Raw genomic sequence first — 25,548 nt, forward strand, 5'->3', positions numbered from 1 at the left:
GCTGCTTTTATGCTGCTGCCCATCATTGTGCTGCTCCTCTGCCTTCTTGGCGGAGGAGCTGTTTTATTTCACCTCATGAAAAGTAAAGCAAAATCCAATATCACCACAGATCTTGCCATGCAAACAGCACAAGAATTCGTCCAAGTACAAGACATTCATGGGAACTTCCTTCATACACAAGACGGTTGGCTGATGAGCTATGTACGGATCTTCCCGATTAGCCTGGATTTATTGAGTACCTCTGAAAAACGGATGCTTATTAGCAAGCTGACAGCCGAATTATCCTCTTTCAACTATCCATTTAAGTTTCTTGCGGTAAGCCGCCCTGTAGATATTTCTCCTCTAATTTCAGAACTCAGTGCCTTACTCTCTACCGCAGACCCTAAGCAAAAAGAACTGCTCCGGAAAGAAATGCTGGAGATGAATACGCTCACTCTCTCAGGTGAAGTAGTTGAGCGACAATTTTATTTAATCCTCTGGCAGCGACAAAATGACGGGACTGAACGGGACCTCTTGGACAAAACTAAACGGCTTGCTCAGCATTTTGAAGATGGCCAAGTGCAAACTCAACTTTTAAAACAGCAAGACATCGTTCAGTTATGCAACCTAGTTAACAATCCCTCCTACACCCACCTCGAAACGACAGAACCTGAAAATGTGATTCCTTTTCTTGCGAAGTTGGAGGTGTAAGAATTTGGACCCCTTCACTGCGAAGTTACTTTCCAAAATAGCCCTGAAAATTGCTTCCGACGAACAAGCTCGCAAACGAATGCTGATGCTTACTTTAGTTCCGGCAGCCACCTTGTTAGTTCTCATCGCTATGGTTCTACAACTGCTTACCTCCCCCTTAGAGTCACTCAAAATATGGCTCTCGGCTGATGAAACACCCATTGTAAATGAAATGCGTATCGACTATGGCTTCACCCAAGTTCTACAAAATACCGACGAAGGATATGTGGAAAGTCAGGGACAGCAATATGAGGGAGTAACGTTTAAGGATGGAAGTCGTGAAGTTGTCTATTACAACCAAATGGACTCCCGTTGGGCAGATAAACCTTATGGTCCCAGGGACACCATTGGCGTATCCGGTTGCGGTCCAACTTCCTTATCAATTGTCGTTTCGACCCTCACGAGTAAAATGATCGATCCAGTCACTATGGCTAATTGGGCATATAGCAACGGTTATTTGGCAGAAGGAACCGGTAGCTACCATAGCTTAATTCCTGATGGTGCTCAGCATTTTGGATTAAATGTTCAAGGAGTTGCTCAAAAAGACCAGCAAACCATCATTAATGCCTTATCTAGTGGAAAACTAGTTGTTGCCATTATGGGTAAAGGTCACTTCACTTCTTCAGGGCATTTCATGGTCCTTCGAGGCGTCACATCTGAAGGCAAGATTCTTGTCGCCGATCCAGCCAGTCGAAAGCGAAGCGAGCAGGAATGGGATTTCTCCATTATTTTAAATGAAGCCCGAAAAAATGCAGCAGCAGGTGGCCCCTTCTGGATCATAAGCGGAAAGGAGAACTGATATTTTGAAACCCACATCTCCATCTTTATCTGTGAATCCATCACTTCTAAACGCAATCACTCCTATGGGCCTGGAGTTTTTTCGGAACGGCCTTGTGATTGGTGAACAAACAGCTAAAATGTATGGCGTCATTAAGTATCCTCACAAAGCCGATGTTGGTTGGCTCTCCACTCTAACCAATATGCCATCTACCATGGTATCCATTGGTTTTCAACCTATAGACAATAGCGCCTTAATCTCCGCAATATCCAAATCCATTACACAAAACCGCAGCATGGCCGACAGTGCTAAAGATCCTCTCACCCGTCAACGAGCAGACAAGGCGGCTACCGATGGTGAGAACATTATGATGCAGATCGACCAAAACGGTGAAACGGTTGGCCTTATGAATGTAATGGTCATGCCATTTGCGGAAGATGACAAGCAGTTCACTCGTGTGTGTAGACGTGTAGAAAATACCTTAAGTATGATGCGGTGCAAAATTCGTAACCTGGCCCATCTTCAAAAAGAGGGCTTTCGTCACCTATCCCCCATGTACCCGGCACAAGATCAAATGGGGGATATCCTAAATAAAATCATGCCGATGAGTACCTTCGTTGGAGGCTTCCCCTTTGCAAGCTCTGGCTTCAACGACGGAACGGGCTATTACTTCGCCAAGGACGCTAGCGGTGGCTTGGTTATCGTCGATACATGGAAACGCGGCGGCGACCGAACCAATTCAAACATCGTCATTATGGGCGTGGCCGGCGTAGGTAAATCTACAGCTGTAAAGCATGTGGCACTTAGTGAATACATGAAGGGTACCAAAATTATTTTTATTGATCCAGAATCGGAATATAAGGAGCTTTGCCAGAGGCTAAATGGCGACTGGATTAACGCCGGCGGTGGATCTAATGGTAGAATCAATCCACTGCAAATTCGCCCCGCTCCACGCGATGAAGAGGATGAGCAATTTCCGCTTTATAAAGATGAAGGTCACGGTATGTCCGAAATGGCGCTTCATCTGAAGAATCTGGAAATCTTCTTTAACCTCTACATCCCTGACCTGACCATGATGCAAAAAGCCGTCCTTAAGCAATGTTTGATTGAGTTATATAATCAGTTTCAGATTACTTGGACCACAGATATTGCGAAACTTTCCAGTACTGACTTCCCTACTTTTTCTGACCTCTACGCTCTGATTCATGGCAAGGAAAAGGAATTTGGAGATGATGCTTATAAAGAGTTGTCCCTACTACTGCATGATATTGCACATGGTGGGGACTCTTTTTTATGGAATGGTCACAGTACCATCCAAACCCATAGCCGCTGCATTTGCTTGGACACCCATACTCTTCAGAATACATCTGAGAATATCAAGCGAACCCAATACTTTAACCTTTTATCCTGGTGCTGGGAGCAAATGTCTCAGGACCGAACAGAACGGGTTCTGCTGATCTGTGATGAGTGTTATTTGATGATTGACCCAAACGTCCCACAGAGCCTAGTATTCTTACGAAACGTAGAGAAACGCGCTCGAAAGTATGAAGCAGGCCTTGCGATTATCTCTCATAGTGTCGTCGACTTTCTAGCACCTGAAGTCAAGATGTATGGGCAAGCGCTTTTGGATATTCCTTGTATTAAAATACTGATGGGGACAGACGGGAAGAACCTTCAAGAAACACGTGAGCTTTATAACCTAACGGACGCAGAGGAAGAACTTCTTGCCAGCAAGAAGCGGGAACATGCTTTATTGATGATTGGATCTAAAAGGTTGCATGTCCACTTTGATATCCCGGAATATAAGTTTGCTTATATGGGAACAGCAGGAGGACGATGAGCATGGACAAAAAGAAGCAGCTCATTGAGCTTTTCTTCTACATCGGTCTGGTGGTCATCGGGATCATTTTGTTATTCAAGAAGGAAGGGTAAAATCATGATTCTATATCTGACGAGTACTAATAAAGTTAATCTGCTTGATTTTATTGAGGAAGAATTGGAACTGCCAGTAAAGAAGCTAATCGGGTCGTTTTCTCTCAATGCGTTTGTAGTCAAAGATATGCGGTTCTATAGTCATGTTCACTATTTAGCAATTGACCGTGAAGCCATAAAAGAGACTGACGAAGAAATGGTACAAGCACTTCTATCTTTTCAGATGATGTATGAAATGCGAATTATTATGATTAATGAAGGACTGCCGGAGAGCAGCCCTTTTTTACTAGAACTGATAAAAGCAGATATTCAAAATGTGGTTACTGCCGAAACAATAGAGATGATTCAAGATGAGCTTCGAGAGTGTTTTTCAGAAGTGGGAATGCTTCGACGTAATCCTGCTAAAGAATCTGTTTCAATAGAGGTGGTACCTCCATCTTCAAAAGTGGAAGAAGTAACTCAATTCCAGTTTAAATGCACTAATGTTGTAATTGCCATAGCTGGATGTGACCGGAGAGTAGGCGTCACCACTACGGCATTTAATTTAGTTTGTTGGATTAATGCTCATGGTGGGACTGCCTGCTATTTTGAATCAAATACCAGTAATCATCTGGCCCATATCATTCAGTTGTTCAAACCAGATAAAAATGGAAATGCCTATTCAATAGAAGGTTCTGACTTCTATATGATGAAAGAATTAAATCAGGACTATAACTTTTATGTAGTTGACTGTGGAGTAATAGGAGCCTCTGAACCTCATGTGGATTTCATTAACGCTAATTTAAGGGTACTTTGTGGATCAACATTGCCCTATGAGATACCAATAGTCTATAGAGCTATGGAGATTTGTAAAGGCCTTGAATTTTTAGCACTCGTTTTATTCGCTCCGATTTATATGAGGTCCTATATTAAGCGTATTTTCAATGAAGATGTTTTTTTTGGCGAAGCATCGCATGACTTGTTTGATTCATCAATAAATAACTCATTTCACGAAAAACTACTAAAGAATTATATTTATTAATTAGTGTTATTCTTGTAATAAAATAGAGCAAGGCTACTTCTCGTGAGAGAATGCACCTTGCTCTGGTACTAGTTTTTTATTATAGCTCCCATTCTAAAGCTCCCCTTAAATTAGAAACGTTATTAATAAATAAAAAAGGTGAGCCCTCAGTTGACCAATAATCACCTTGTCTTGATCTATATCTTTTTGTACCCTGCATAATATAGCAAGCCTCTATTGCTCTAGTTATTCCGACATAATGAAGATTTAAAGATTGAGTATAGTCTTCTTCTGTGAGCCAATTTCCTTCAGCTGGTAATATCCATCTGTAAACATCTAAAAGAAAAACACATTTAAACTCAAGTCCTTTAGACTTGTGTAATGTCATGATGTTTACTTCTTTTTCAGTCGCAGGTTTAAAACTATTACGATTTTCTTTATCCCCTAATACGGTATTTAATTCCTTAGATATCCCATTATCTATCTCTTCTGGATAAATAAGCTTAGCAAATTTCACAAAAGACTCCAGGTGTTCAACTAATTGATCTTCATTTAATAAAAAAATACTACTAATAATTATTAATCCGCTTTCAAACCCTTTTATATCATATTCTTCATTGAAGTAGTTTTCGACAAACTCTAAAATGGTAGTTAAACCAACTTTATATGAGAAATACGAAGTTAACATATCATTAAAAAGCATACCCCAATTCGTATTACTTCTGTCTAGTGCAGTATCTACAAATAGTTTGTTTTCAATCTTAAGAAATTGAGAAGCTCTTCTCGCATTTTCATTACTTCTACATAAAATAGCAAAATCATTATTATTCACTATTCCATAATTCATTCTAATCATCTGCATATTACGTTCAATCGCACTTATAACTGCTTCATCGCTTCCTATTACATCAACTTTAAAAACTCTCGGTTCATCTGTTAATACAATATCTGGAACTCCCATGAGCGCTAACGAATATTCTGAAATTGACTTATGACATCGATGGTTTCTTGTGATTTCTAAGTGATCAAATTCTTTATTAGACATTAATGAGAATAAAAATTTGGAGTATCTATCACTGAACGCGTAAATTGCCTGATCTAAATCTCCAACCGCAATTCCTATTATGCCTTGATCTACTAATTTCAAAAATATATTGTGTTGAATTTCACCACAATCCTGGTATTCATCAATAAAAACATGTGTATATTTTGATTTTAAGTATAATAAGCATTCTGGAACGGTATTCAAAATATAGAGTGCAGTTTCACCACAGATTTCCAAAAAAATATGTCCATTTAATAAGGATTCCCTCAACAAAAGTAGCAATTCTTTATTATTCGAATCATCTTTTAGACCTTTTAATCGTTGGTATTCAGGATAATCATCAATATTATCTCTAACTTCTAAAGGAATTATTTTACTCACAAGAATTTTTGTAAATGGGACAATTATTTCAGATATATAAAACTTGTCAATTGTCCCCAAAAAATTCGATTTACTTTCAATACCTTTTCTTTTACAACGTATTTTTAATTCTTGACTTGCCTTTCTAGTAAAAGATATAGCAATAACTCCTTGGAAATCTAATAGCTTTTTTGATATGAATTTAATCTTTTCCACCACAGTAAATGTTTTACCACTTCCTGGTTTTGCCGTAATCACCAGGTTTCCCTGCTTCTCAATAATCCTCAGTTGCTCATCACTAGGTTCTATTAGCTTACCCATTATTTAATACAACCCTTTCAGCTAATATTTTGATTTGCTCTAAGGGCTCTGCAATTTTATCTCCCTTTAAAACTTCCAAATTGTTTATATTACTTTTCAAGAAACTAAGCATATTTTCCGCCTTAGCTTTTTGCATTTTCTTTACTGTACTTTTTTTTGTAGTTGTATTATAAAATTTCTTCAAAAAGCTGTATAACTTACTTTCCACTAAATCATTTTCAAGGTCTTTCATAGATAAATAAATATTATCCTTCTCAATTGCCTTAGTAATATACTCTGATAAAAGTTTAGCTTTTTCTGGTATACTTACTTTTTCCAACCATTCATTATCTTTCTGATTTAACTTCCAGTATTCGAGTAGGGCTTCATTTCCCCTTTCAAGCAATTCTTCATAAATCCCCATTACTCGAGATATTCCTGCTTGATACGATAACTCTATAGAAACAGAAGGCGAGACTTTATGTGATTTGTTAAAAATATCATTATCTGTTCTCAATACAAATGGAATATCTAACGCTAGGCAAATTTTCACATATGGTTTAAACCCTATACCATTAACGGAAATAATAGAGACATTTAGATAATCCAAATCAATATTTAATTTCTGTGATAAGGCTGTATAAAAAAGCTTCTCTGAGGGACCCTCTACTAATAGAACTGCATTTACAAAAAAAACATCTGAAGTTATCGCATCTAACCTATATCCAAAGTCATCAAAATCCAGTTTTATTGCTTCACTGCATCCACCTCTAGCAACTTTAGTCAACTTATGTTTCTGATAAAGCTTTACGATTTTGTCAGGACGAAATTCAGATGCAATATGAGGAGAATGTGTAGTTATAAATACTTGTTCTGCGAAATTTTTCAATAAATAATTCGAGAGTTTTCTTTGTTGGTGTGGATGTAAATGAGCTTCTGGTTCTTCAATAGCAAAAAAAGTAACTTTCTCTAGGGTTCTTCTATTTTTCTGTTTTGCAACCCATGTCGCTATAAATATTTGATTATTTCGACCCTCTCCACCTAATGTAAGCGTTTCATTATCTGAAGCATAAGTTAGCTCGAGATTATCCAGCATTTGCACTATATCGGAGTTAGCATTTTTAAAACTTAATATTTGGCTTTTATTATGTATGGCTAGATCGCCTAATTCAGCGTTTACATTCTCCAAAGACTTCTTAATATAGTTTAAATTATCTATCTTGGAGTTCATAGTATTCAAGTCCACTTTCATTTCTCCTATAGATTTTTCATCCGCTTCCATTAATTTTTCTGCTAGGGATAATTTCGAATCATTAAGAATTTGATTTCTTTCTCTTTTCATCAATGATGTTAAGTTACGTGTTGTATTTACACATTCCATATTAAGTCTTTTTATATAAAAACGTGATTGTTTGACTTCTAATGTTTCTTCAGAATGTCCGGCTAATATAGTATATTCACCACTTTTCGAGTTTTTATATTGGATATACACTACTCCACTCTGGAGGTCACCTTTAAATGTACTGATTAAACAGTCTTCTTGTATCTCCGTGATTTTTACTGTTATCTCCATATTTTTTGCTTTAGTAATAACATTATAATCACTGTCGTATAACTCCAAATCCTTCTCACTTAGGCTCCGGTCAAATAAAATTCTCAAAGCATATATTAAATTAGTTTTCCCTACATCATTAGCTCCAATAATTAATGTTTGATTTGCAAGATTTATTGTTTCATTATCGAAGTTTCTAAATCCATTAATCTTTATCCATTCAATTAACACTATATCACTCCTTTAATGTGTGTTTCTGATTGTAGACAAACGTAGTTCTTAATGCGAAGTAACAACCTCATATCTATGTTTCAAAATTAAGTCCACACTAAAATTCTCCCCAGACTTAGTTCTAATTATATATTTCTCTGAAAAATCTATAAGCTGTAACTTCAGCAAATATTTTAAGCTTCTAAGGTGAATTCCCCTCAAGACTTTTGTACTCCTTGTCATTAATCTACTATGTTTTTTGAATATATACGTTTGATGAAAATTAGACTTTAACTTCTAATCATTCATTTGATACAAAATATTCTCAAGTGTTGTTATTAAACCATTTCTTATAGGGCCATCTTTATCCATAATCATTTCTTTGATATCTTCTTTAACTTTATTCAACATTGAAATACTTGTTGCTATAAGTAAAGAAACAATAAACACCACAAAGAACACCGTCGTATTTATTGTAATTTCAGGTGAATCCATATTTTGAATGTTTAATGGTACATTATCTAATGCATTAAAATAGGCGTATATATGTGTTAAGAGTTGGGTGAGATTAGGAATCGATATAGCTAAAATAATACTTGGAGCTACTAAAGGAGAAAGTTTCCTCCTCTCATTATCTTTTGTATAAGAATCAATAAGTTTCTCTATCTTCCACTTCACATACACATTATTATCAAGAAGATATTCTGAGATGAGATGAAACTGTATATCGGATTTTGATTTTCTCCATTTTTTCGGATTTGAGATAATAGAATGATGTTTTTTTAGTACTTTCATCGCTTTCTTATCAAATACTTTATTTAGTGCATGCAAGAATACAATTAAGAGAAGTGTACTTGGAAGTGAGATAATACACCACCATGGATATGATGCTAAAAAAAGTATAGAAATACCACTTGAAATTGCCATCAACATAGAAAAATAAATTAGGACTATATAAAATTTATGAAAATAATACATATGTGAATAAATCAACGCTTTATTTGAAGCTTGATCATTATAATAAGTAAAAAGATCTTCCTTCAAAAATTCCACTCCCCATAACTTAAATAACAACATTTAAAAAATTAATATTTTTCTATTAGAACTATATAAGGTTTTTATCTTCACTACCTAGAAAGGTAGTTCTTGAAAAGTGAAAATGTGTTAGTAATATTTCGACAAACCTTTTCCTTCTTCCTTCCAAATATAAGATAAACCCGCAATTCGTTTACACTTATGTCGAATGATTGAACTTTGACCTATTTACATAAAATGAAAAATTCGAACTAATAAAAACAAAGGCTGCAACTCATCTGCGAGTATACAATCTTTGTTTTTAGGCAGCATACTTAACCTTTTTGATGGTTCTATACTAAAGTATTTTTAAAATATTGTTTAAAATATTCGCGGACTAGTAGATTTATTGCCGATATTATTCACTACACGATATTAAAATTAAAGTAAATGATCACCTCAGTAAGATGTGCTAATCTATAATTGGAAACTATTTAAATAAATAGGAGGTTCGAAATGTGGAATAGAAACAAATATAACGGGCCCGGTGGGGGGCTTTACAATGGACCGGGAGGCGGACTTTATAACGGGCCTGGGGGCGGCGCTTATAATGGGCCCGGCGGAGGACTTTATAATGGACCTGGGGGTGGACTTTATAATGGGCCCGGAGGCGGTCTCTATAATGGGCCCGGGGGTGGACTCTATAATGGGCCCGGAGGCGGTCTTTATAATGGACCAGGTGGAGGACTTTATAATGGGCCGGGAGGCGGTCTTTATAATGGCCCTACTCCCTATATGAGTAATATTCCTCCATGGCAGGTATTTGTGCAGGAGTTGGAGAGACGCGGAATGAATAGACATGCTGAACTTATTCGAAAATATCATTTGAATTGACACAAATTCCTATTCAAAAATTAAAAGTGAGATTATCGTAATTAATTGATTCGTTATTCGCGCTAGCATCAGCGTATCTTAAAAACAGCGTATAATTAATCTTAGGCGCTGTTTCTTATAGAAATCTAATTACAAGTGTAATACAACACTCTTTACAAATTGATTAAAGTACTAAATCAAAGGATTTTCGGCTAATTGTCTTACTTTTCCGAAAGCTCCTTAATGTGCAGAAAGATCGCCGCTACGTCTAAATCTCCCTTTCCCCGGGCTATGGCCGATGTATATGTAGCTGCTGCATTTGCAGCCAAAGGCAGGCTACTCTCCAGTGCTTTTGCCGTTTCCATCGCCAGATTCAAGTCCTTCTCCATCCACTTCAAGGCAAACGCAGGAGGAAACGATTCATCCATTAAAGCATTTGTTTTGGCTCCCAGCATCGGTTTGTTTACAGCAGATTCAGTCATCATCTTGATCACCAGTTCGCGATCCAACCCCATCTTCTCGGCGAGAATCAGTGACTCCGCAATACCCTGCATGGTGATTCCCAAGAGCAGGTTAACTACCAGTTTGGCTTGGCTTCCCGAGCCGTTTTTGCCAAAATGCAAAGTTTCTTTACCTAACACATCAAAGATTGGCCTACAGATATTAACAACCCCTGTTTCCCCTCCAGCCAAAATGACCAATTGGCCGGCTTCCGCCGGTTTCACTGAGCCGGAAACGGGTGCATCAACGAATCGCACCTGCTTGCTGGATAATTGACCCGCTAGATTCAGCGCAGCTTCGTGGCCGATCGTGCTCATATCGATTACAATTTTACTACTGTCCACACCGGACAGCAGACCTGCGTCTCCATGGTAGAAATCTTGCAAGGCAGAGGCATTCGATAGTATGGTAATGATAATATCGCTTTTTTCAGCAACGACTTTGGACGTTTCGGCGTATTGGGCGCCTTGTTCCACCAGGAAGTTCGCTTTTTCGGCTGTGCGATTATGAACCCAAAGCTGATACCCTGCATTTACAAGATTTTGAGCCATAGGTTTGCCCATATTCCCTAAACCAATCCATCCAATTGTAGGTTTCATTTGCAATACTCCTTATTCTGATTTTATATCGCGGTGCCCTTATGATATATTTCCCTGTGCTTCCCATTTCATCTCCCGGATACAGGAGAATTTCGCCCGGAAGCGGATAGCTTGTGGGGTGTTCGAAGACAACGCCTCGGCCGATGCCGTGGAGGTCAGCAAAGACGGCTCTGCCGCTCCATGCCCCCTGAATCATTGTGACCGTAAGCGGCAGCTGCTCAAGCAGCCAGCGGCTGGATTCTGGTGTCTTCTCTTCCTCAAGCCTGGCCAGAAAAGTAAACTCTCCGGAAGTCATTTTAATTGTTGTCATATTCAGCTCTCCTTTAGTGGTTGGATTTAGATATTGGATGATGGCGCTGCAGCCGGTACCCGTAAAAGCTGCAGGCCCTAGGAATGGTTAGATAATGTTAAGTTGTAACAGAATAGCACCTCTTTTGCTTCCCACCGAATGTTTCCGGATTGAGCATAAGAGGTGCTAATGTTTTTGTGTACGTAACCTGGATCTTACGAAATCATGAAATAAAGTGCCCAATCCTGATCGTTAGCCCAAGGATCATCGTATTTACCTGGCTTATCGTTCACCTTGAAAGGAAACAATCTAGCACAGGAGGCTTGACCATCTGCTCTGAAAAGACTGAGTACACCGCGTAGGGAAGCTTCCCCCATTGTCTCATACTGCTCCTCGCCAGTCAGCTTAGCATACTCCAGATAGACTCTCCCAGACAATCCGCTCCAGTAGTGCGGAAACGTATCGCCTAACAGTCTTCTTTTACCGAACCAATATCCGTCCCAGTGACGAATCGCCACTTCATGCAGGTTGTAGTCGGGTTGCCTTCCATTGAAGAGCTCCAATATGTGCAGATGCTCACGGAATGCGGTCAAATATTTCTCATTCTTGGTCAGAAGGTACATCTGAATCAGCACATTCGCAGCAGGAGCCACAATACTCTGCTCATAATTCACTTCGCTCGGAGGATAGGAGATTCCGCATTCAAAGATAGTCTCTGCATGCTTACTGAAATGCGCGTACAGGGAATCAGCTTCCAGTATCAGCTCATTGCCTCTCAGCAGGCCGATCATATCATTCATCGGCAGTTCAATCGGATAGAATTTGTAGCCGCCATTATTATAGAATCCGTGCATAATCTTCGACATCTTGACTAGATAGGCCTTGTTCTTATATAGGTTAAACAATTCCATATACAAAATGGCCAGCCACGAATAATTATAGAGCCTATGGATGTCATTGTTGCGGCCGATATCATTAAATACAGTACCACTCACCTCATCGAATAACTCACGTTCAATATAATCCACATATTTTAGCAGGCTTGCTTCCAATTCATCTGAAGCAGTGGTCTGTAAGTATCTGGCGATGAGCACCCCCATGCCGAATCGTTCTCTTCCGCCGTTATGATCATGGTAATGGGAATAATATCTGCTCTGCTCTTCATTATCATAGACGAGGAATGCACCATCCAAGCGGCTTCCCTTGTCACGACATTGCTGTTTTCGTGCAATAAAGTGGCATCTGGCCTCGATGAGTTGATTAAGCGGAGGCAGCACGAGAATATTGCAGATTGTACTGATACCGTTGATATCAATTGAATAGCTATACTCACCTGATGTTTCGTATACCGCTTCTACGATAATACAATTACCCGTAACGGAATAAGGGACCTCTTCACCCTTGCAGATAATATCAACTAGATCCAGTTGTGGGAAGGCATGCGATATCTTCAGCCGGCACTTTTCCCCTGCAAACAGCACGTACTTGTCCGCTTCGACGTGAATGTATCGTGGGTAAGCTTGTAGTTGCTGGTAAAAGTCTTCTTTCCCTTCATGCCAGAACAGTTCCCAAGTCAGTGAGATGGATGCCCCGGGTATAAGAACAAAGGGGGCAGGATGGAGGATAATCAAGCCACGGTTATTGCTGCTCTGAGCGGCATCCCTTTCAATGCTATATTCAGTGATACTTCCGTTCGTTAGTACTAGACCCAGATGGGGGGCAATTCCTCCCATGCGCAGCCCCATAATATAACTGGCCTCCCCACCGCACCATATGTGTGCATGGCTTCTTTGCGTCATACATATATCCGCTGAATCATATTGATCAGGGAAGGTAGCGTGGATTCCAATCTCGCCCTTCTGTGTGTAAATGTCATAAGGGGTATTATTGGTGAATATATAGGTTTCCTGCAGTCTGCCACTGGGAAGCACCTGTCTCTCTACAGTCAGATCAACACCAGGCTTCAGACATACTTCCCCCCATCTTCCGGATTCTCCAGCCCAGTTCATTCCGTGAGGATCGTCCGGGTGACTTAAATGGGATATATGATTTTTATCCGAAATTTCAATGTTATACTTACTCAAATTGCTTGTTAAACGAATTATTTGTTTTTCTGTATAATCCATCTTCTCTCTCATAAGTCGCTCCGCTCCCGTTTAAATATTCTTGTCATTCTTGTACTAGCCTTTCAGAGCACCGTTCATAACACCGCCGATAATATACTTTTGCATAAACAGATAAAAAATTAATAGCGGCAATACACCCAGAACCATCATCGGGAACATGCTGTTCCAATCCGTAGAGAACTGACCGACATTGCGGTATACCTCTTGTAAAATTACGTTTTTCTCTCTGGATTGAAGGAAATATAGCGGCCCCATGAAGTCGTTCCAAATCGTAAGTGAATTCAGAATAGCGACTGTAGCAATAATTGGCTTCATCAGTGGAAAGGTAATTACCCAGAATACCCTATAGAATCCTGCCCCATCAATCTTAGCGGCTTCTTCCAGTTCACCGGGAATCGTAGTGATGAAAGAGCGGAACATAAAGGTAGCAAATGGAATGTTCACAGCGATATTAATAAAAATCACAGCCCATAATGTATTCATTAGATGCAGGCTTTGCACAACTTTATACAAGCCTAAGACTGACATTTGATAAGGGAACATAATTCCTGCCAGAATCAGAACAAACACGATTTTGGCAGCTTTACTATCACCCTTACGGTTCAACACATATCCTCCCATGGATGCACAGAGAATTACACCGATGACTGAAAGCGTCGTAATGATAAAGGTATTCATAAAGGCCCGAGGGTACTGCATCTTCTGGAAAGCATTAATATAAGATTCAAAGCTGAGCGAGCTTGGCAAGGCCAGAGGATGAACTCCCGCTTCATAGGAGCTTTTAAAGGTAGTGACCACCAGATAGTATAATGGAACCGCCACGATTAAGGCCAGAATGAACATCAGCAGGAATGACAACATATGCAGAAGTCTGTTTTGTGCAGATTCACTTTTCAATTGATTCGGTCCTCCCATACTTTGAAGCTTCGCAGCAGAACGCCGGCCAGCAGGATGCTTACCACAAGGAAGACGATCCCAAAGGATGCCGCATACCCGTAATTCCCTTCAGAGAATTTGGAGAACATCAAGGTTAGGATGGTTTCCGTGGAATAACCCGGTCCGCCCTTAGTAAGCGACACTACAATATCAAAGACTTTAAGTCCGGAAATCATCCCGGTAATCAGATTAATTTTGATTGCAGGTGCTAAGCCCGGCAGTGTAATATGGAAAAATTGTTTCCAGCGGTTGGCACCGTCAATACGTCCAGCTTCATATAAGTCCTCACTGATGCTCTGCAGGTTAGCCAGATAAATAACCATTGACCATCCAAACCACTGCCATACCTGAGTAAGAATAATCGCAGCTAGTGCCGTCTTCGGATTACCCAGCCAATTAATCGGTTCCATACCGACAGCACCGATCAGCTTGTTCAGCATTCCATAATCCGAGGAAGACAGAATATAGCTCCACAGAAAACCCACAACAAGTGTACTAAGCACTGCAGGACTGAAGAATAAAGCCCGGAATCCGTTTCGGAATTTCAGTTTGGTGTTCAGGAGTACTGCTACCGGCAACGAGATGACATTTGCAAGCAGCACATTAACAACTGCATAGATGAGTGAATTTTTGATACCTATACCTAAAGTGTTATCTTCAAATATCCGCCGGTAATTATCGAGTCCCGTAAAGGATATGGAACTGGAATAATTGCTCCAGCTTGTGAAACTGTATGCTGCTGTGTAGATCAAAGGAACAATATAAAAAATTGCGTAGATCACCAGCAGAGGAAGCAGCATCAGCACATAAGGTGAATAGACTCTGATTTTGTTTTTCACGTGTGTCCTTCCTTTCAAGGTGACTAGAGAGAGGGACCTGCTAGAGGTCCCCGGCCATTAATCTTGATACCTGATTAGGTTTGCTTTATCATCCATCGCCTTGAGGAACTGCTCTGTGGTCGTTACTCCAGCTACCATTCCTTGTAACTGTTTGACACCTTCATCAATCAAAGATTGTGCAGGCATATTGGTGCCCCAACGATCCCAAGCAACACCGACTCTTCCTGCAGCAAGAATATCTTTGACTTCACTGTACTCCTCAGGAAGTTCACTATTCAGATCCTTATAGTAGCTAAAACCTCCGACGTTACTCGCCAGGATAGTCTTCTGCACATCCTCGGAAGCAAGTAAGGCCAGCACTTTTTTAGCGCCTTCCTGGTTTTTACTATTCTTGTTGACACCGAAATTTGCAGCGGGCCCGCCTACCAGCCATTTTTCAGCACCATTTGTACCTACATGCGAGAACAAACCGAAATTCACTGAGCCCTCTTTCAACTTTTCATAGTTCCAAGGCCCGCCGTAGAACATCGCAGTTTTGCCTTCAAGGAATCCCGGGATAACTTGCTCACCGGAAATACCCAACATGTTATCATTGATATATCCCTGTTTGATCATTTGCGCCCATTCATCGACTGCAGTATTCAGATTGCCGGAAAGAGTCACTTCACCTTGGGCGAATTTTGTATCAAAAGCTGGTGTTTCATTACCATTATTATAGTAAGAATTCTCAAGGTATCCGACCAGTGAATGCCAAGCTGTATCGCTGTCGGATAGGCCGAAACCAAATGGCTGTACGCCGTTGTCTGATAGCGTCTTGCAGATCGCAAGCAGGTCCTCAAAAGTTTCTGGTGGCGTCAGGCCATACTGTGCAAAAATATCTTTGTTATACCAAATCCCTGAATACCAGCCATAGGAAGGGATACCATATACCTTGTCTTCTGTAGTGGACAGAGCCAGCCCTGCTTCATTGAAGTTGCCGACGAAATCTTCACCGGTAATATCCAGCAGATTATCAGCTTTTATACGAGCCGGGAATGATGCCCCGTCCATAACAATGTCAGGCCCTTCTCCGGCCGCAAGCTGTGTGCTCAAGACATTGTTGTATTGCTTCAAGTTAATAAATGTATATTCTAATTTATATCCTTCATCCAGATTCTCATTAATCTTATTAATGGTGTCAGTCATTATATTGTCTTCGTACCATCCGATCATCGAAATCGTTGTAGAGGATTTCCCGCTCTCTGCTGTATTGTTTTCTCCGCCGGAATTTGAAGAACAACCACCTATAACTAAGAGTACGAGTGCCGCTGCTGTGATTAGTCTTTTTCTTACTTTCATGGAATACTTCCCCCCGATTTTATAATGTAGCTCTTGCAAGTTAGCTTACTTAAATTATAGGCTTATTAAGAAAGCGCTTAAATGCAAGAAATTATAGATTCATATCGTTTTTTTCGTTTCAGCTCCCGCCGCATAGCCTATATTAGTTAAACAGGATACAATATAACTTGTTCAAGTGATGTAACCACGTCATCTTAATTCTAATAAGGAGGAAGCTAACTTGTACAACATACTTATTGTAGATGATGAAAAAAATGAACGTGACGGTATTGAAACGCTCCTCCGCAAAGGCAGCTTTGGACTGAACGTTTTGAAAGCGGGTAATGGCGAGGAAGCACTGTCCGTACTATCTAAGCAGTCTGTAGACATTCTATTAACGGATATCAAAATGCCATTCATGGATGGAATCAGCCTAATACGAAAGATTGAGTATCGCAAAGAGCTGTTTCTGATTCTCTACAGCGCCTATGCCGATTTCGAATATGCACAGAATGCTATTTCGCTTGGAGTCAGCAAATACTTACTCAAACCGATTAATGTTGGAGATTTCAATCAGGTTATAACTGAAGCGATCACCTGGTGCAATGAGAAGGAACTGCAGCGCTCAGAGGCGGTACAGCTCCAGAAAATAATCGAGTATTCTAAATTCTACACTTTAGAGAAGCAACTGCAGCTATTGCTTACTTCCACTGCCACAAGTGACAAAGCAGTGCACACCATCCGGGAGCTAGTACCAGCGTTTGAATCCACCCCGTTTATTCCACTACTTGTAACCTGTGAAGCGGGAGAATTCATAGAAGTCATCGAAGCAATAGGCAATCACGATACCCAGCCGTTTGAGTTCGTCTATGGACTCATGGATGCTAATACGTTTCTCATTATTCTGTTTACCAGAGCAAACACACAACATGTAAGCGCTTTTTGTGATCTTCTATTACTGACAATCCGACAGAAATTTCAGTCTGTGGTATTTGTAATCGCCGGAAGAGAGTTGCACAAGCTATCAGGCTTAAAAGCTGAATACGATCACATGAGTAAATATACCGATTATTATTATTTTATTTCTTCCAGCACCGTAGTGTATGTACAGAAGGATAATCATATCCAGTCCAGTTATGACGTTACACAAATTTCCACTGATAAAATCACAACCTGTATAAAAGCCGGTAATTATTCTGAAGCTTATTCGGAGTTGCAGCGGCTGCAGTCCCAAATCCATAATAACAGGTCATATAGCCCAATGTTCATTAAATACGTGCTGACCGAAATGATTAAGAAAATCTCCAAAAATACAACTCTGCAGTTAAAACCAACCGATCTTGTCAATGAAATCTATGCGACGGATAATCTCAATCAGACAATGGATGTCATTGTGAATATTCTAAAGCGGATCGAACAAAAAGAGTATACTAATCATGATCAGAACTGGCTTATCCGAAGTGTTAAGGACCTAATTTCCCGTGACTACAACAGCAATGAGATGGGACTAGCCTATCTGGCCGGACAGGTGCAAGTTACCTCTGCCTATCTCAGCACATTATTCAAAAAAGAAACAGGACATAACATCAGCAAATTCATAGCTGAATATCGGATTGAACAGGCTAAACATCTATTGAAAACGACCCATCTTAAAATAGCTGAAATCGGTGAGCAAGTGGGATTTCAGACACCATCCTACTTTATTTCTATTTTCAGGAGTAGGGAAAATGTCAGTCCGGCACAGTACCGGGAGAGAGAGGGGATTTAAGTACTCATGCAACGTTATTGGAGGGATTTATCTTTTACACACAAGCTAAGATTATCCTACGTGCTTGTATTCATGATCCCTCTACTGCTGCTTGGAGGGTATTCTTATCGGTCTTCGCTTTCATTTGTACATTCCCAGCTCAAACAAGAGACTGATACTGCGGTAGAACGTGTAGGCAAGGAGATTGAGACGAAGTTATACCAAGCCGAGTCCTCACTATCCCTGGTGGCTAACAACTACAGCTTCCAGGAGTTTCTCCTGCCGTCACAGCAGTTATCGGCACTGGAAACCAACCGGATTGCAGATATGTATATCGCTCCCTTCCTATACAATGCAATGCTGTCCAACCTATATATCGACAAACTGGAAATCTATACAGTGAACGATGTATTTGTATTGAAAGATTTAATACGCTCCACTAAAATGATTCAAAATGCTGACTGGTTTCAGAAGATTTCCTCATCAAGTTCTTTTTACTGGTGGCCGGAAGAAGATCATCTGTATGTAGGCAAGGCAATTAAGAATTCAATTACCGGCAGGTTTCTCGGTGTGGCCCGGATGCGTGTCAAGGAGGATTTGTTTACCCGAAGCTTCGAATCCTTCGTTATTGCTCCGGCAAATATCACGATCTCCGACAGTACAGAAGTCATCTATACTTCTAATCCTGAGTCCAGGCTTGTTCACGCATATAACATTACTAGAACATTAACACCGCTGGATTGGCAGATCTCCTATGACTTCAACCGCCAGAATATCTCTTCATTTTCAAACCGCCAGCTGCTACTCAATCTTGTGATCATTTTGATTTGTCTGGTGCTCGTTGGCCTGATCATAGGCATTCTCTCCCGTTCCATGATTAAAAGAATCTTTATCCTTACCCATCAAATGCAGCAAGTACGCGAGGGGGATTTAAGCATCCGTGTGGACACCTCTTATAAAGATGAAATCGGAAGTCTGGCCTTGTCATTCAAGCTGATGCTCACCCGGCTAAACCACCTAATCGAGGAAAAATATGCTGCAGAACTGCGTCAGAAAGAGCTGGAACTGCGGCTACTGCAAGAGAAAATCAATCCCCATTTCCTATACAACATCTTGTCTACCATCAACTGGATTGCAATCGAGAATGATCAGCTGAAAATTTCGCAAATCACTAACGATTTGGCTACCTTCTACAGGACTGCCCTGAATCAAGGCAAGGAGTACAGTACTCTGCAGACGGAACTCGCAAATATAAAGTCTTATATTGCTCTGCAGCAGACGGCCCGCGATGAGCCTTTCGATGTCATTTACGATATATCGCCACAATTACTTGAGCTCCAGGTCCCTAACTTCATCTTCCAGCCGCTTGTCGAAAATGCCATTGAACATGGAATCAATACCCTGCGTAGAGACAAAGGAAGTATAACTATCCGCAGTCAAACCGAAGCAAGGCATTTTCTAATTTTCATTGAAGATAATGGAAAAGAGATGTACAACAAGTACGGGGAAGGCCTGTTCGACCAGCAATTATACGGCTACGGATTACGCAATGTTCATGAACGGATTCAATTGAAGGCTGGCTACCAGTATGGTATTCGTTTATTCAGCAATTCTGCAGGTACACATACAGTTGTTACTTTACCTTTATTAGAATAAATAAGCGATTTCCCTCATTCCAACATTACTAATGCAGTATTACAGATAGTTCTAATAAAGTTGGCAACGTATAAATGATCTTCGTGCATTTCGGAAATTAGCCACTGTTCTATGATTGCTATACTTCCATTTACAATGTACTCATAAGTGAACTGAAGCTGTTTATTGGTAGCTTTTGGATATTGTTCTCTCCAATTTGGAAGGCTTGATTCACGGCCTATTCCAGCAATTTTTTTTTACAAATAGTTTATCAGCGTTTTCAGAAAAGAGAATTTTACATAAATCGCTATTTTCATTTATGACATTGAAAATATTATTTACTCAACTTTCGCACCTAGAAAAATGGCCTAAACCCTTGAGAAGAATTCAGTAGATTCACTCGTATTGAAAAAACACCTCACTTGTTTGGTATCATGGAAGTGTCGAGCAACCATGCCAACAAGAAAGGTGCGTAACCCTATGTTACAACAACATTCCCTGTCTGAACAGTCTCGCTTTTTCAAACTTTTTGCGACCCTTCATAACGGAAAAACCTTGCGACAAGCAAGTATTTCCAAATCGTTCGGTCTTTCGAGCCTAGCGATTTTTCAAATCGTGTTCTCTTTGGTCTTCGAAGGGAAGAACTGGTTTCGCCTTCTGGAAAGTGACCGCGCTGCAGATCTTCCCGGTAAAGATGTTATCTACCGGTTTTTAAATCAAGCCTCTTTTGCTTGGCGGCGCTTTTTGCAGGCCTTAAGTCTTCGCATCGTGCGCCATTTCGAATCGCTCATTTCATCGCACCGGGTACGTGTGTTCATTATCGACGATTCCGTTTTGAGCCGGAACCGGAGCAAAAAAAGCAGAGTTGTTGGCACGAGTTTTCGACCATTCCACGGGCGAATTTATCAAAGGCTACACCATGCTAACCCTAGGCTGGTCGGACGGGTTTAGCTTTGCTCCACTTGATTTTGTCATGCTCTCTTCTGCCAAAATCACCAATCGGTTGTGTGAAATGACCTCGAATCTATCCAAACGAAGTCACGGCTACAAACGCCGGATGGAGGCCTTTTCCCGGAAGCCCGATGCGGTTGTAGCTTTACTCCATCGCGGCTTTCAGGCAGTAAGTTCCTTTTCCTTAAATTCATTGGCTTGCGCCGTAAGCACATGTGGTATAACCAGTACCAGCGGATTGTCGTACAGGCCGATATTCTTAACCGTCAAGAAGTACGGAATGAGCGGTGCCTTGAAGACCATCGTAACTACAGCAGCGATCATGAGGACTTTGCCCAGTGTGAACTCCTTTTTGGTCAGCGGATAAGCCATCATGGCGGTAATCAACAGACTTAGAACGGTTCCGATAACTGTCGTGGATACTGTAATGCCGAAGGACTTCCATAAGTCAGGCCGGTTGAGCAGGTATGAACTAACGTTTATCAAAAGTCAACACCTAGAAGTGTTTCCGCATATACATACGTTTCTATCTTTCGATTTATGGCTTAAGTCCAAAATGGCACTTGTTTAAGATGTGCCTGCATTATTTGGGAAAAATACCAAGTTGGATTGTAGCCTTCTCCTTTGTCGGTTACTTCACGTATGAATATTCCCGCAATTTGCGCGATATCGGTAAGCTGTGTAGGATGACGCTACTCAATCAAACCCCCATGGTTATGATTTTCACTGTTTTCGATAGGTGTAATCACATTTGTCTCTAGCTATGAACCTAAAGTGTTTTTTCGTCTTTGCGTCATTTATATATATCTACTAACGTTCGATTATGCATTAATATTGGTTTCCATTCCTATGACAGGACTGTTTCACCCTGAATTTATGTTCCCTAAACTGAAGAATGATCTTAAGCCAGTTTGGGACTCTGCAATTCCGAAAATTGTTTTTTTCCATTTGGACAAGTCGTCCTTTTTCTGTGTTCTTTAAATATGCACCAAAAGGTAAGAAGCTTGGTAAAAGTAGCATCTCCACTTACATCGTTGTATCACTAATGTTGACCCTACTGAATCAGACGGTAATCCTTGTCTTGAATCCTGAAGTTGCTGGTCTCACCACCTATCCGTTGCTTACCGTTGTTCAAATGATATATGCAGCCCAAATTTTCGAGCGGGCCGATGCGTTCTTTACACTTATTTTGTTTATTGGTTTAGATGTGAACCATGTGCATCTTTTTTATAGGCTACCATCGGGATGCAAAGACTCACTACAATTAGATATAAAATATGGCTAATCCCTTTGGCTCTAAGTGTTCTTGTCCTCTCTTTTTTATCACCGACGTATACAAAATTTATGTGGGAAGGTCATCATTATGCAAAAGTTAGGATATTTCCTATTTTCTGAGTTGCCCTCCCTGCTATACTGCTCATCACCATATTGATACGAAAAAGAAAGACAAAACATCAAAGATAGTTAGTGATCAGGCATCAGCTTGATTGCGAATGAGTATTTTCTATCGCAAAGTGGTCCTTGTGCCCGATTATTTCCCATACTTTCTTTACAGCTTCTCGCCCGGCAGACAGTTCCATGGCCTTCGCCCGATTGTTCAGAGAAAACATAGTATTAGACTAGCAGGCTTTCTAAGCTAACAAGCAGGATAGTTTGAACATTTAGATAAATTATTCTCATAAAAGGTAATTATATACAAAACTTTTTAGAAGAAAGAGGTGTCTGAATCCGAATCCATATCATTGGCGGCGCTGGAAGCGAAAAATCCTATATCGCAACGTTATTGAGCCATAAACTCCGGATTATGATTTAGATGATAAATTTTTGGGATCCACAATCGAATGAATATGGCGTAAAGGCACCGGAAGATGAGCGCGACCGCCGGCTCAGAGAAATTATCGGTCTCGATTCGTGGATCGCAGAAGGCGTATACAGGTCGTGGGTAGAGCCAAGTTTTGCCGCTGCAGATAAAATCGTCGTACTGATAACGCCGTTGTCCGTTCAGGAGGAACGAATCTGGAAGCAATATGAAGAGCGTATTGCCGGTAACGCCCCAAACAAGAATCGCGAGACACTCGAAGGCATCCACAACATGTTAGCCTGGAATAAAGACTACAATCTAACGAAACTGCCTAACCTAATTGACCATTGGGACTATTTGTATGTTAACGGGAAACATTAGTTTAATAACAGCGACAGTCTAAAACTTATTTTTCAAAAAGAATTCACTTCATGTTACGGCCTGCTGCTTTGCTAGTTCCCCTCTCAGGGCTACTTTGTAACAGGGCTTCAACCTTAGAATCTCTCCACCAGTTGCCTGTTAGCTACGAGGCGACTTGGCTCTTACCTCGACCGGAGTTTCACCGGTTAGCTGTGCCTAGCTTGGCTAGGCGCGCAACGAATAAAAAAAGACTCTTTCGTCTTCAAAAACGAAAGAGTCTTTTTTTTGTTTTGTTCTATAAAGATCCATTCAAGAGTAACGTTTGATCACCTAAACTGATGTCTTTTTCGTTACCTCTGACTTACGAGAATTTATTTTAACTTTATTTTTAAAATAAAGTCAAAAGATTTTCACTATTTTGTATTCTCAACCATAATACTCAACACATGTTTGAATGTCTCAAGATCGTCCTTGGAAATACCTGCGATTGTATCGTTTTTGAACTTTTCGGCAATTGGCATTAAGTCGAGACATACCTTTACACCCTTATCAGATAATTCTAACTGCTTGACTCGTTTATCTGAATTCGTAGCAGAGCGATATATAAGCCCATCGTATTCCAGTTTTTGAAGCAAACGGACCACGCTCGGTTCTTTAATCGACATTTCTTCTGCTAATTCTCGCTGGGTAATGGATTCTTGAATATAGATGTAATACATAGCGATCCATTGGCTCCTGGTGATGTGGTAGGGACGAAACTCTTTCTCCAATGCTTCTGCAAAGATTTTCCCACTACGGTTTGTGACAAAAGCAAGGCAATCCTCTAAATTAAACAATAGACACACCAACCAATCCCAACAGTTTTATCTCCGTGTATTTCTCCTCTATTCATAATATGATAGCAAACATTTCACTTTTTGTGAAATGGTATGGCTACATCAGCCTGTTTTATGCTTGATGAAGTGCCCCAATGCTAAAGCCGAAAGCAGCTTCATGAATCACTTCTCCTGTAGTCGGGTGAGCAAAAACGGTGTGCATGATTTGTTTCTCCGTCAGCTCATTGGCAATCGCAAGCGTTAAGGTACTGATCAGGGATGACGCATCGGGACCAATAATCGCCCCTCCAACTATTCTTTCTGAGCGATTATCCTTAATCAATTTAATAAAACCTTCAGGTTCATTCATTGTTAACGCCTTACCATTGCTGGCAAAGGAAACCTTGCTCACGCTGTAATCCATCCCTTGCTGCTTACATTCATCCTCTAATAGACCTACACTGGCTATTTCAGGTGAAGTGAAAATCACGTTCGGGATTGCCGTATAGTGCATGCCTCCCGATTCGCCTATTATCCCATCAATAGCTGTAGTACCTTGATGTGAAGCGACATGGGCAAGCTGCATTATATTTGTAACATCGCCTATCGCATAGATATGATCGACGTTTGTACGCATGTTTTCGTTCACGGTAATGCCTCGTCCACGTTCATTGAGCTGAATTCCAGCTCGTTCAACTTCCAAACCATCCAAGTTAGGCTCCCGTCCAATAGCCACCAGCACTTTTTCACTAACAAGCAGATGCTCACCTTGGGAATCCTCATAATTTACAATCGCTTGTCCTTCTTCAGCACGCTGGATTTTGACTACCTTCGAGTTCGTATGGATATGAATTCCTGCTTGCTCCGCCGAATGTTTAATTTCTTCAGAAATGTCGCTATCGATCATGGTCAACAGTCGGCTCATAAATTCGACTACATGGACTTCAACACCCAGATAACGATAGATGAAGGCAAACTCCATACCAATGACGCCCCCGCCGATAATCGTGATGCTCTTCGGCAGCTCAGTGCATGCAAGCGCATCAGTGCTGTTCATCACAAAAGGAAGATCAATGCCAGGAATATTCACCTTGGAAATTTTGGAGCCTGTAGCTACGATGATGTCGTTCGCTGAAATATGGTAGTGGTTCTGTCCTTTTACACTCACTTCATGTGCAGATATGAAAGAAGCTTGCCCGCGGATAACTTCTATATTATTCTTCTCCATCAAGTAGTCAATCCCGGAAATTAATTTATCCTTGATTTCATCTTTACGACGAATAATCTGCTTCATATCGACCTGAAGGTCCGTTCCTGTGTGGATACCAAATAAAGACGATTGTTTAACATAGTGACAAACTTCAGAAGACTTAACCAGTGATTTGGTTGGAATACAACCTACATTTAAACATGTACCGCCCAGTTCTTCTTTTTCAACTAATGTAACTTTAATCCCTTTTTTGGCGGCATAAATGGCGGCCACATACCCACCTGGTCCTGCTCCAATAATCAATAGTTCAACTTTCTTAGCTATGGCCGGCTGATCCATACCCGCAGGCTGCGGTTCAGATGATACACCGGTGTCTTCATCAGCAGTTTCCAATGTAAACAAAACTTGGTTGGAGGAAATTTCTCCACCTTCTTCAAAAAGAATCTCGTTGATGGACCCCGCTGCGGGTGCTGTAATTTCTCGATTGCCTTTACCCGTCTCAACCTCGACGAGTATGTCTCCGATAGAAACCTTCTCCCCAAGCTGCACATTGATTGTTCCTGCTTTTCCCTTTTTTCCCCCAGCAATCATAGACATTTTAATATCCAAGATATTCATGCTCCTTCACT

The 25,548-nt window shown here is 40.6% G+C and carries 23 protein-coding genes and 1 pseudogene; 11 read left to right on the forward strand and 13 right to left on the reverse strand.

The window, feature by feature from the left end:
• The first annotated feature begins 9 nt into the window (after positions 1-9).
• The 4 genes from NSQ50_RS22910 (at position 10) to NSQ50_RS22925 (ending at position 4,460) form a co-directional block, all read left to right on the forward strand.
• Positions 10-690 carry a hypothetical protein gene (locus tag NSQ50_RS22910; RefSeq protein ID WP_076222770.1) on the forward strand — a complete coding sequence of 227 codons (681 nt, stop codon included), beginning with the start codon at positions 10-12 and terminating at the stop codon, positions 688-690.
• Between the two features lie 4 nt (positions 691-694).
• Positions 695-1,528, forward strand: a complete 834-nt coding sequence (locus NSQ50_RS22915; RefSeq protein WP_076222772.1) for a C39 family peptidase — start codon at positions 695-697, stop codon at positions 1,526-1,528.
• Between the two features lie 4 nt (positions 1,529-1,532).
• Positions 1,533-3,347 (forward strand): VirB4 family type IV secretion system protein, encoded by a 1,815-nt coding sequence (locus tag NSQ50_RS22920; RefSeq protein WP_256716989.1) that lies wholly within the window; start codon positions 1,533-1,535, stop codon positions 3,345-3,347.
• A 96-nt stretch (positions 3,348-3,443) separates the two neighbouring features.
• Complete coding sequence (locus NSQ50_RS22925; protein ID WP_256716990.1) at positions 3,444-4,460, forward strand: hypothetical protein; 1,017 nt, start codon at positions 3,444-3,446, stop codon at positions 4,458-4,460.
• A gap of 79 nt (positions 4,461-4,539) precedes the next feature.
• Here NSQ50_RS22925 and NSQ50_RS22930 read toward each other — a convergent pair whose 3' ends face one another.
• From NSQ50_RS22930 to NSQ50_RS22940, 3 genes are all read right to left on the reverse strand, one after another.
• Positions 4,540-6,165: a UvrD-helicase domain-containing protein gene (locus tag NSQ50_RS22930; RefSeq protein ID WP_081386847.1), complete on the reverse strand. Its 1,626-nt coding sequence runs from the start codon at positions 6,163-6,165 to the stop codon at positions 4,540-4,542.
• Positions 6,158-7,927: an ATP-dependent nuclease gene (locus tag NSQ50_RS22935; RefSeq protein ID WP_076222776.1), complete on the reverse strand. Its 1,770-nt coding sequence runs from the start codon at positions 7,925-7,927 to the stop codon at positions 6,158-6,160. Before NSQ50_RS22935 ends, NSQ50_RS22930 begins: the two co-directional genes overlap by 8 nt.
• A gap of 276 nt (positions 7,928-8,203) precedes the next feature.
• Positions 8,204-8,950: a hypothetical protein gene (locus NSQ50_RS22940; RefSeq protein WP_076222778.1), complete on the reverse strand. Its 747-nt coding sequence runs from the start codon at positions 8,948-8,950 to the stop codon at positions 8,204-8,206.
• Between the two features lie 486 nt (positions 8,951-9,436).
• Between NSQ50_RS22940 and NSQ50_RS22945 the strand changes: the two genes are divergently transcribed.
• Positions 9,437-9,814: a hypothetical protein gene (locus NSQ50_RS22945; RefSeq protein WP_076222781.1), complete on the forward strand. Its 378-nt coding sequence runs from the start codon at positions 9,437-9,439 to the stop codon at positions 9,812-9,814.
• A gap of 200 nt (positions 9,815-10,014) precedes the next feature.
• Here the strand turns inward: NSQ50_RS22945 and NSQ50_RS22950 are convergent, their stop codons facing one another.
• The 6 genes from NSQ50_RS22950 to NSQ50_RS22975 all read right to left on the reverse strand — a co-directional run bounded on the left by NSQ50_RS22950 (position 10,015) and on the right by NSQ50_RS22975 (position 16,421).
• A complete protein-coding gene (locus NSQ50_RS22950) occupies positions 10,015-10,893 on the reverse strand; it encodes an NAD(P)-dependent oxidoreductase (protein ID WP_076222784.1) in 879 nt (292 codons plus the stop codon).
• On the reverse strand, positions 10,799-11,203 hold the full coding sequence (locus tag NSQ50_RS22955; protein WP_076222786.1) for a DUF3830 family protein: 405 nt from the start codon (positions 11,201-11,203) through the stop codon (positions 10,799-10,801). Before NSQ50_RS22955 ends, NSQ50_RS22950 begins: the two co-directional genes overlap by 95 nt.
• Positions 11,204-11,397: 194 nt before the next feature.
• Positions 11,398-13,320 (reverse strand): hypothetical protein, encoded by a 1,923-nt coding sequence (locus NSQ50_RS22960; protein WP_076222788.1) that lies wholly within the window; start codon positions 13,318-13,320, stop codon positions 11,398-11,400.
• Between the two features lie 42 nt (positions 13,321-13,362).
• Entirely contained in the window at positions 13,363-14,205 is an 843-nt protein-coding gene (locus NSQ50_RS22965) for a carbohydrate ABC transporter permease (protein WP_256716991.1), read from the reverse strand.
• On the reverse strand, positions 14,202-15,083 hold the full coding sequence (locus tag NSQ50_RS22970; RefSeq protein WP_254924529.1) for a carbohydrate ABC transporter permease: 882 nt from the start codon (positions 15,081-15,083) through the stop codon (positions 14,202-14,204). Before NSQ50_RS22970 ends, NSQ50_RS22965 begins: the two co-directional genes overlap by 4 nt.
• A 57-nt stretch (positions 15,084-15,140) precedes the next feature.
• Positions 15,141-16,421 carry an ABC transporter substrate-binding protein gene (locus tag NSQ50_RS22975; RefSeq protein WP_076222792.1) on the reverse strand — a complete coding sequence of 427 codons (1,281 nt, stop codon included), beginning with the start codon at positions 16,419-16,421 and terminating at the stop codon, positions 15,141-15,143.
• A gap of 220 nt (positions 16,422-16,641) precedes the next feature.
• On the opposite strand from NSQ50_RS22975, the gene NSQ50_RS22980 reads away from it, so the two are divergent.
• Both NSQ50_RS22980 and NSQ50_RS22985 read left to right on the forward strand, forming a co-directional pair.
• Entirely contained in the window at positions 16,642-18,168 is a 1,527-nt protein-coding gene (locus NSQ50_RS22980; protein ID WP_076222794.1) for a response regulator, read from the forward strand.
• Positions 18,169-18,174: 6 nt separating this feature from the next.
• A complete protein-coding gene (locus tag NSQ50_RS22985; RefSeq protein WP_076222796.1) occupies positions 18,175-19,803 on the forward strand; it encodes a sensor histidine kinase in 1,629 nt (542 codons plus the stop codon).
• Between the two features lie 14 nt (positions 19,804-19,817).
• On the opposite strand, the gene NSQ50_RS31640 is transcribed toward NSQ50_RS22985, so the two are convergent.
• Complete coding sequence (locus tag NSQ50_RS31640) at positions 19,818-20,033, reverse strand: TetR-like C-terminal domain-containing protein (RefSeq protein ID WP_179087733.1); 216 nt, start codon at positions 20,031-20,033, stop codon at positions 19,818-19,820.
• A 229-nt stretch (positions 20,034-20,262) separates the two neighbouring features.
• Between NSQ50_RS31640 and NSQ50_RS22990 the strand changes: the two are divergent.
• A pseudogene (locus tag NSQ50_RS22990) lies at positions 20,263-20,902 on the forward strand (transposase); the annotation flags it as partial.
• On the opposite strand, the gene NSQ50_RS22995 reads toward NSQ50_RS22990, so the two are convergent.
• Complete coding sequence (locus NSQ50_RS22995) at positions 20,896-21,219, reverse strand: hypothetical protein (RefSeq protein WP_179087725.1); 324 nt, start codon at positions 21,217-21,219, stop codon at positions 20,896-20,898. The pseudogene NSQ50_RS22990 and the gene NSQ50_RS22995 overlap by 7 nt on opposite strands.
• Positions 21,220-21,251: 32 nt before the next feature.
• Here NSQ50_RS22995 and NSQ50_RS31645 point away from each other — a divergent pair, with 32 nt between their 5' ends.
• The 3 genes from NSQ50_RS31645 (at position 21,252) to NSQ50_RS23005 (ending at position 22,915) form a co-directional block, all read left to right on the forward strand.
• A complete protein-coding gene (locus tag NSQ50_RS31645) occupies positions 21,252-21,494 on the forward strand; it encodes a GerAB/ArcD/ProY family transporter (protein WP_370511380.1) in 243 nt (80 codons plus the stop codon).
• Positions 21,495-21,628: 134 nt separating this feature from the next.
• Positions 21,629-22,018 carry a GerAB/ArcD/ProY family transporter gene (locus tag NSQ50_RS23000; RefSeq protein ID WP_076222800.1) on the forward strand — a complete coding sequence of 130 codons (390 nt, stop codon included), beginning with the start codon at positions 21,629-21,631 and terminating at the stop codon, positions 22,016-22,018.
• 528 nt (positions 22,019-22,546) lie between these two features.
• Complete coding sequence (locus tag NSQ50_RS23005) at positions 22,547-22,915, forward strand: hypothetical protein (RefSeq protein WP_076222802.1); 369 nt, start codon at positions 22,547-22,549, stop codon at positions 22,913-22,915.
• A gap of 392 nt (positions 22,916-23,307) precedes the next feature.
• On the opposite strand, the gene NSQ50_RS23010 is transcribed toward NSQ50_RS23005, so the two are convergent.
• Together NSQ50_RS23010 and lpdA are read right to left on the reverse strand one after the other, a co-directional pair.
• On the reverse strand, positions 23,308-23,664 hold the full coding sequence (locus NSQ50_RS23010; protein ID WP_340949752.1) for a MarR family winged helix-turn-helix transcriptional regulator: 357 nt from the start codon (positions 23,662-23,664) through the stop codon (positions 23,308-23,310).
• 178 nt (positions 23,665-23,842) lie between these two features.
• The gene (gene lpdA, locus NSQ50_RS23015; protein ID WP_081386849.1) at positions 23,843-25,537 is read right to left on the reverse strand and encodes a dihydrolipoyl dehydrogenase; all 1,695 of its coding nucleotides are present in this window, start codon (positions 25,535-25,537) and stop codon (positions 23,843-23,845) included.
• Positions 25,538-25,548 lie beyond the last annotated feature (11 nt).

Origin of the sequence: Paenibacillus sp. FSL R10-2788 (assembly GCF_038003885.1) — a bacterium.
GTDB lineage: Bacteria > Bacillota > Bacilli > Paenibacillales > Paenibacillaceae > Paenibacillus_AQ > Paenibacillus_AQ odorifer.

What these genes read in the sequence shown, in the direction of transcription:
- lpdA (WP_081386849.1), bottom strand. Translation starts at nt 25,537, where the DNA reads ATGAATATCTTGGATATTAAAATGTCTATGATTGCTGGGGGAAAAAAG.
- NSQ50_RS22975 (WP_076222792.1), bottom strand. Translation starts at nt 16,421, where the DNA reads ATGAAAGTAAGAAAAAGACTAATCACAGCAGCGGCACTCGTACTCTTA.
- NSQ50_RS22945 (WP_076222781.1), top strand. Translation starts at nt 9,437, where the DNA reads ATGTGGAATAGAAACAAATATAACGGGCCCGGTGGGGGGCTTTACAAT.
- NSQ50_RS22930 (WP_081386847.1), bottom strand. Translation starts at nt 6,165, where the DNA reads ATGGGTAAGCTAATAGAACCTAGTGATGAGCAACTGAGGATTATTGAG.
- NSQ50_RS22910 (WP_076222770.1), top strand. Translation starts at nt 10, where the DNA reads ATGCTGCTGCCCATCATTGTGCTGCTCCTCTGCCTTCTTGGCGGAGGA.
- NSQ50_RS22925 (WP_256716990.1), top strand. Translation starts at nt 3,444, where the DNA reads ATGATTCTATATCTGACGAGTACTAATAAAGTTAATCTGCTTGATTTT.
- NSQ50_RS22985 (WP_076222796.1), top strand. Translation starts at nt 18,175, where the DNA reads ATGCAACGTTATTGGAGGGATTTATCTTTTACACACAAGCTAAGATTA.
- NSQ50_RS22955 (WP_076222786.1), bottom strand. Translation starts at nt 11,203, where the DNA reads ATGACAACAATTAAAATGACTTCCGGAGAGTTTACTTTTCTGGCCAGG.
- NSQ50_RS22960 (WP_076222788.1), bottom strand. Translation starts at nt 13,320, where the DNA reads ATGAGAGAGAAGATGGATTATACAGAAAAACAAATAATTCGTTTAACA.
- NSQ50_RS22950 (WP_076222784.1), bottom strand. Translation starts at nt 10,893, where the DNA reads ATGAAACCTACAATTGGATGGATTGGTTTAGGGAATATGGGCAAACCT.
- NSQ50_RS23000 (WP_076222800.1), top strand. Translation starts at nt 21,629, where the DNA reads ATGATCTTAAGCCAGTTTGGGACTCTGCAATTCCGAAAATTGTTTTTT.
- NSQ50_RS23005 (WP_076222802.1), top strand. Translation starts at nt 22,547, where the DNA reads ATGATAAATTTTTGGGATCCACAATCGAATGAATATGGCGTAAAGGCA.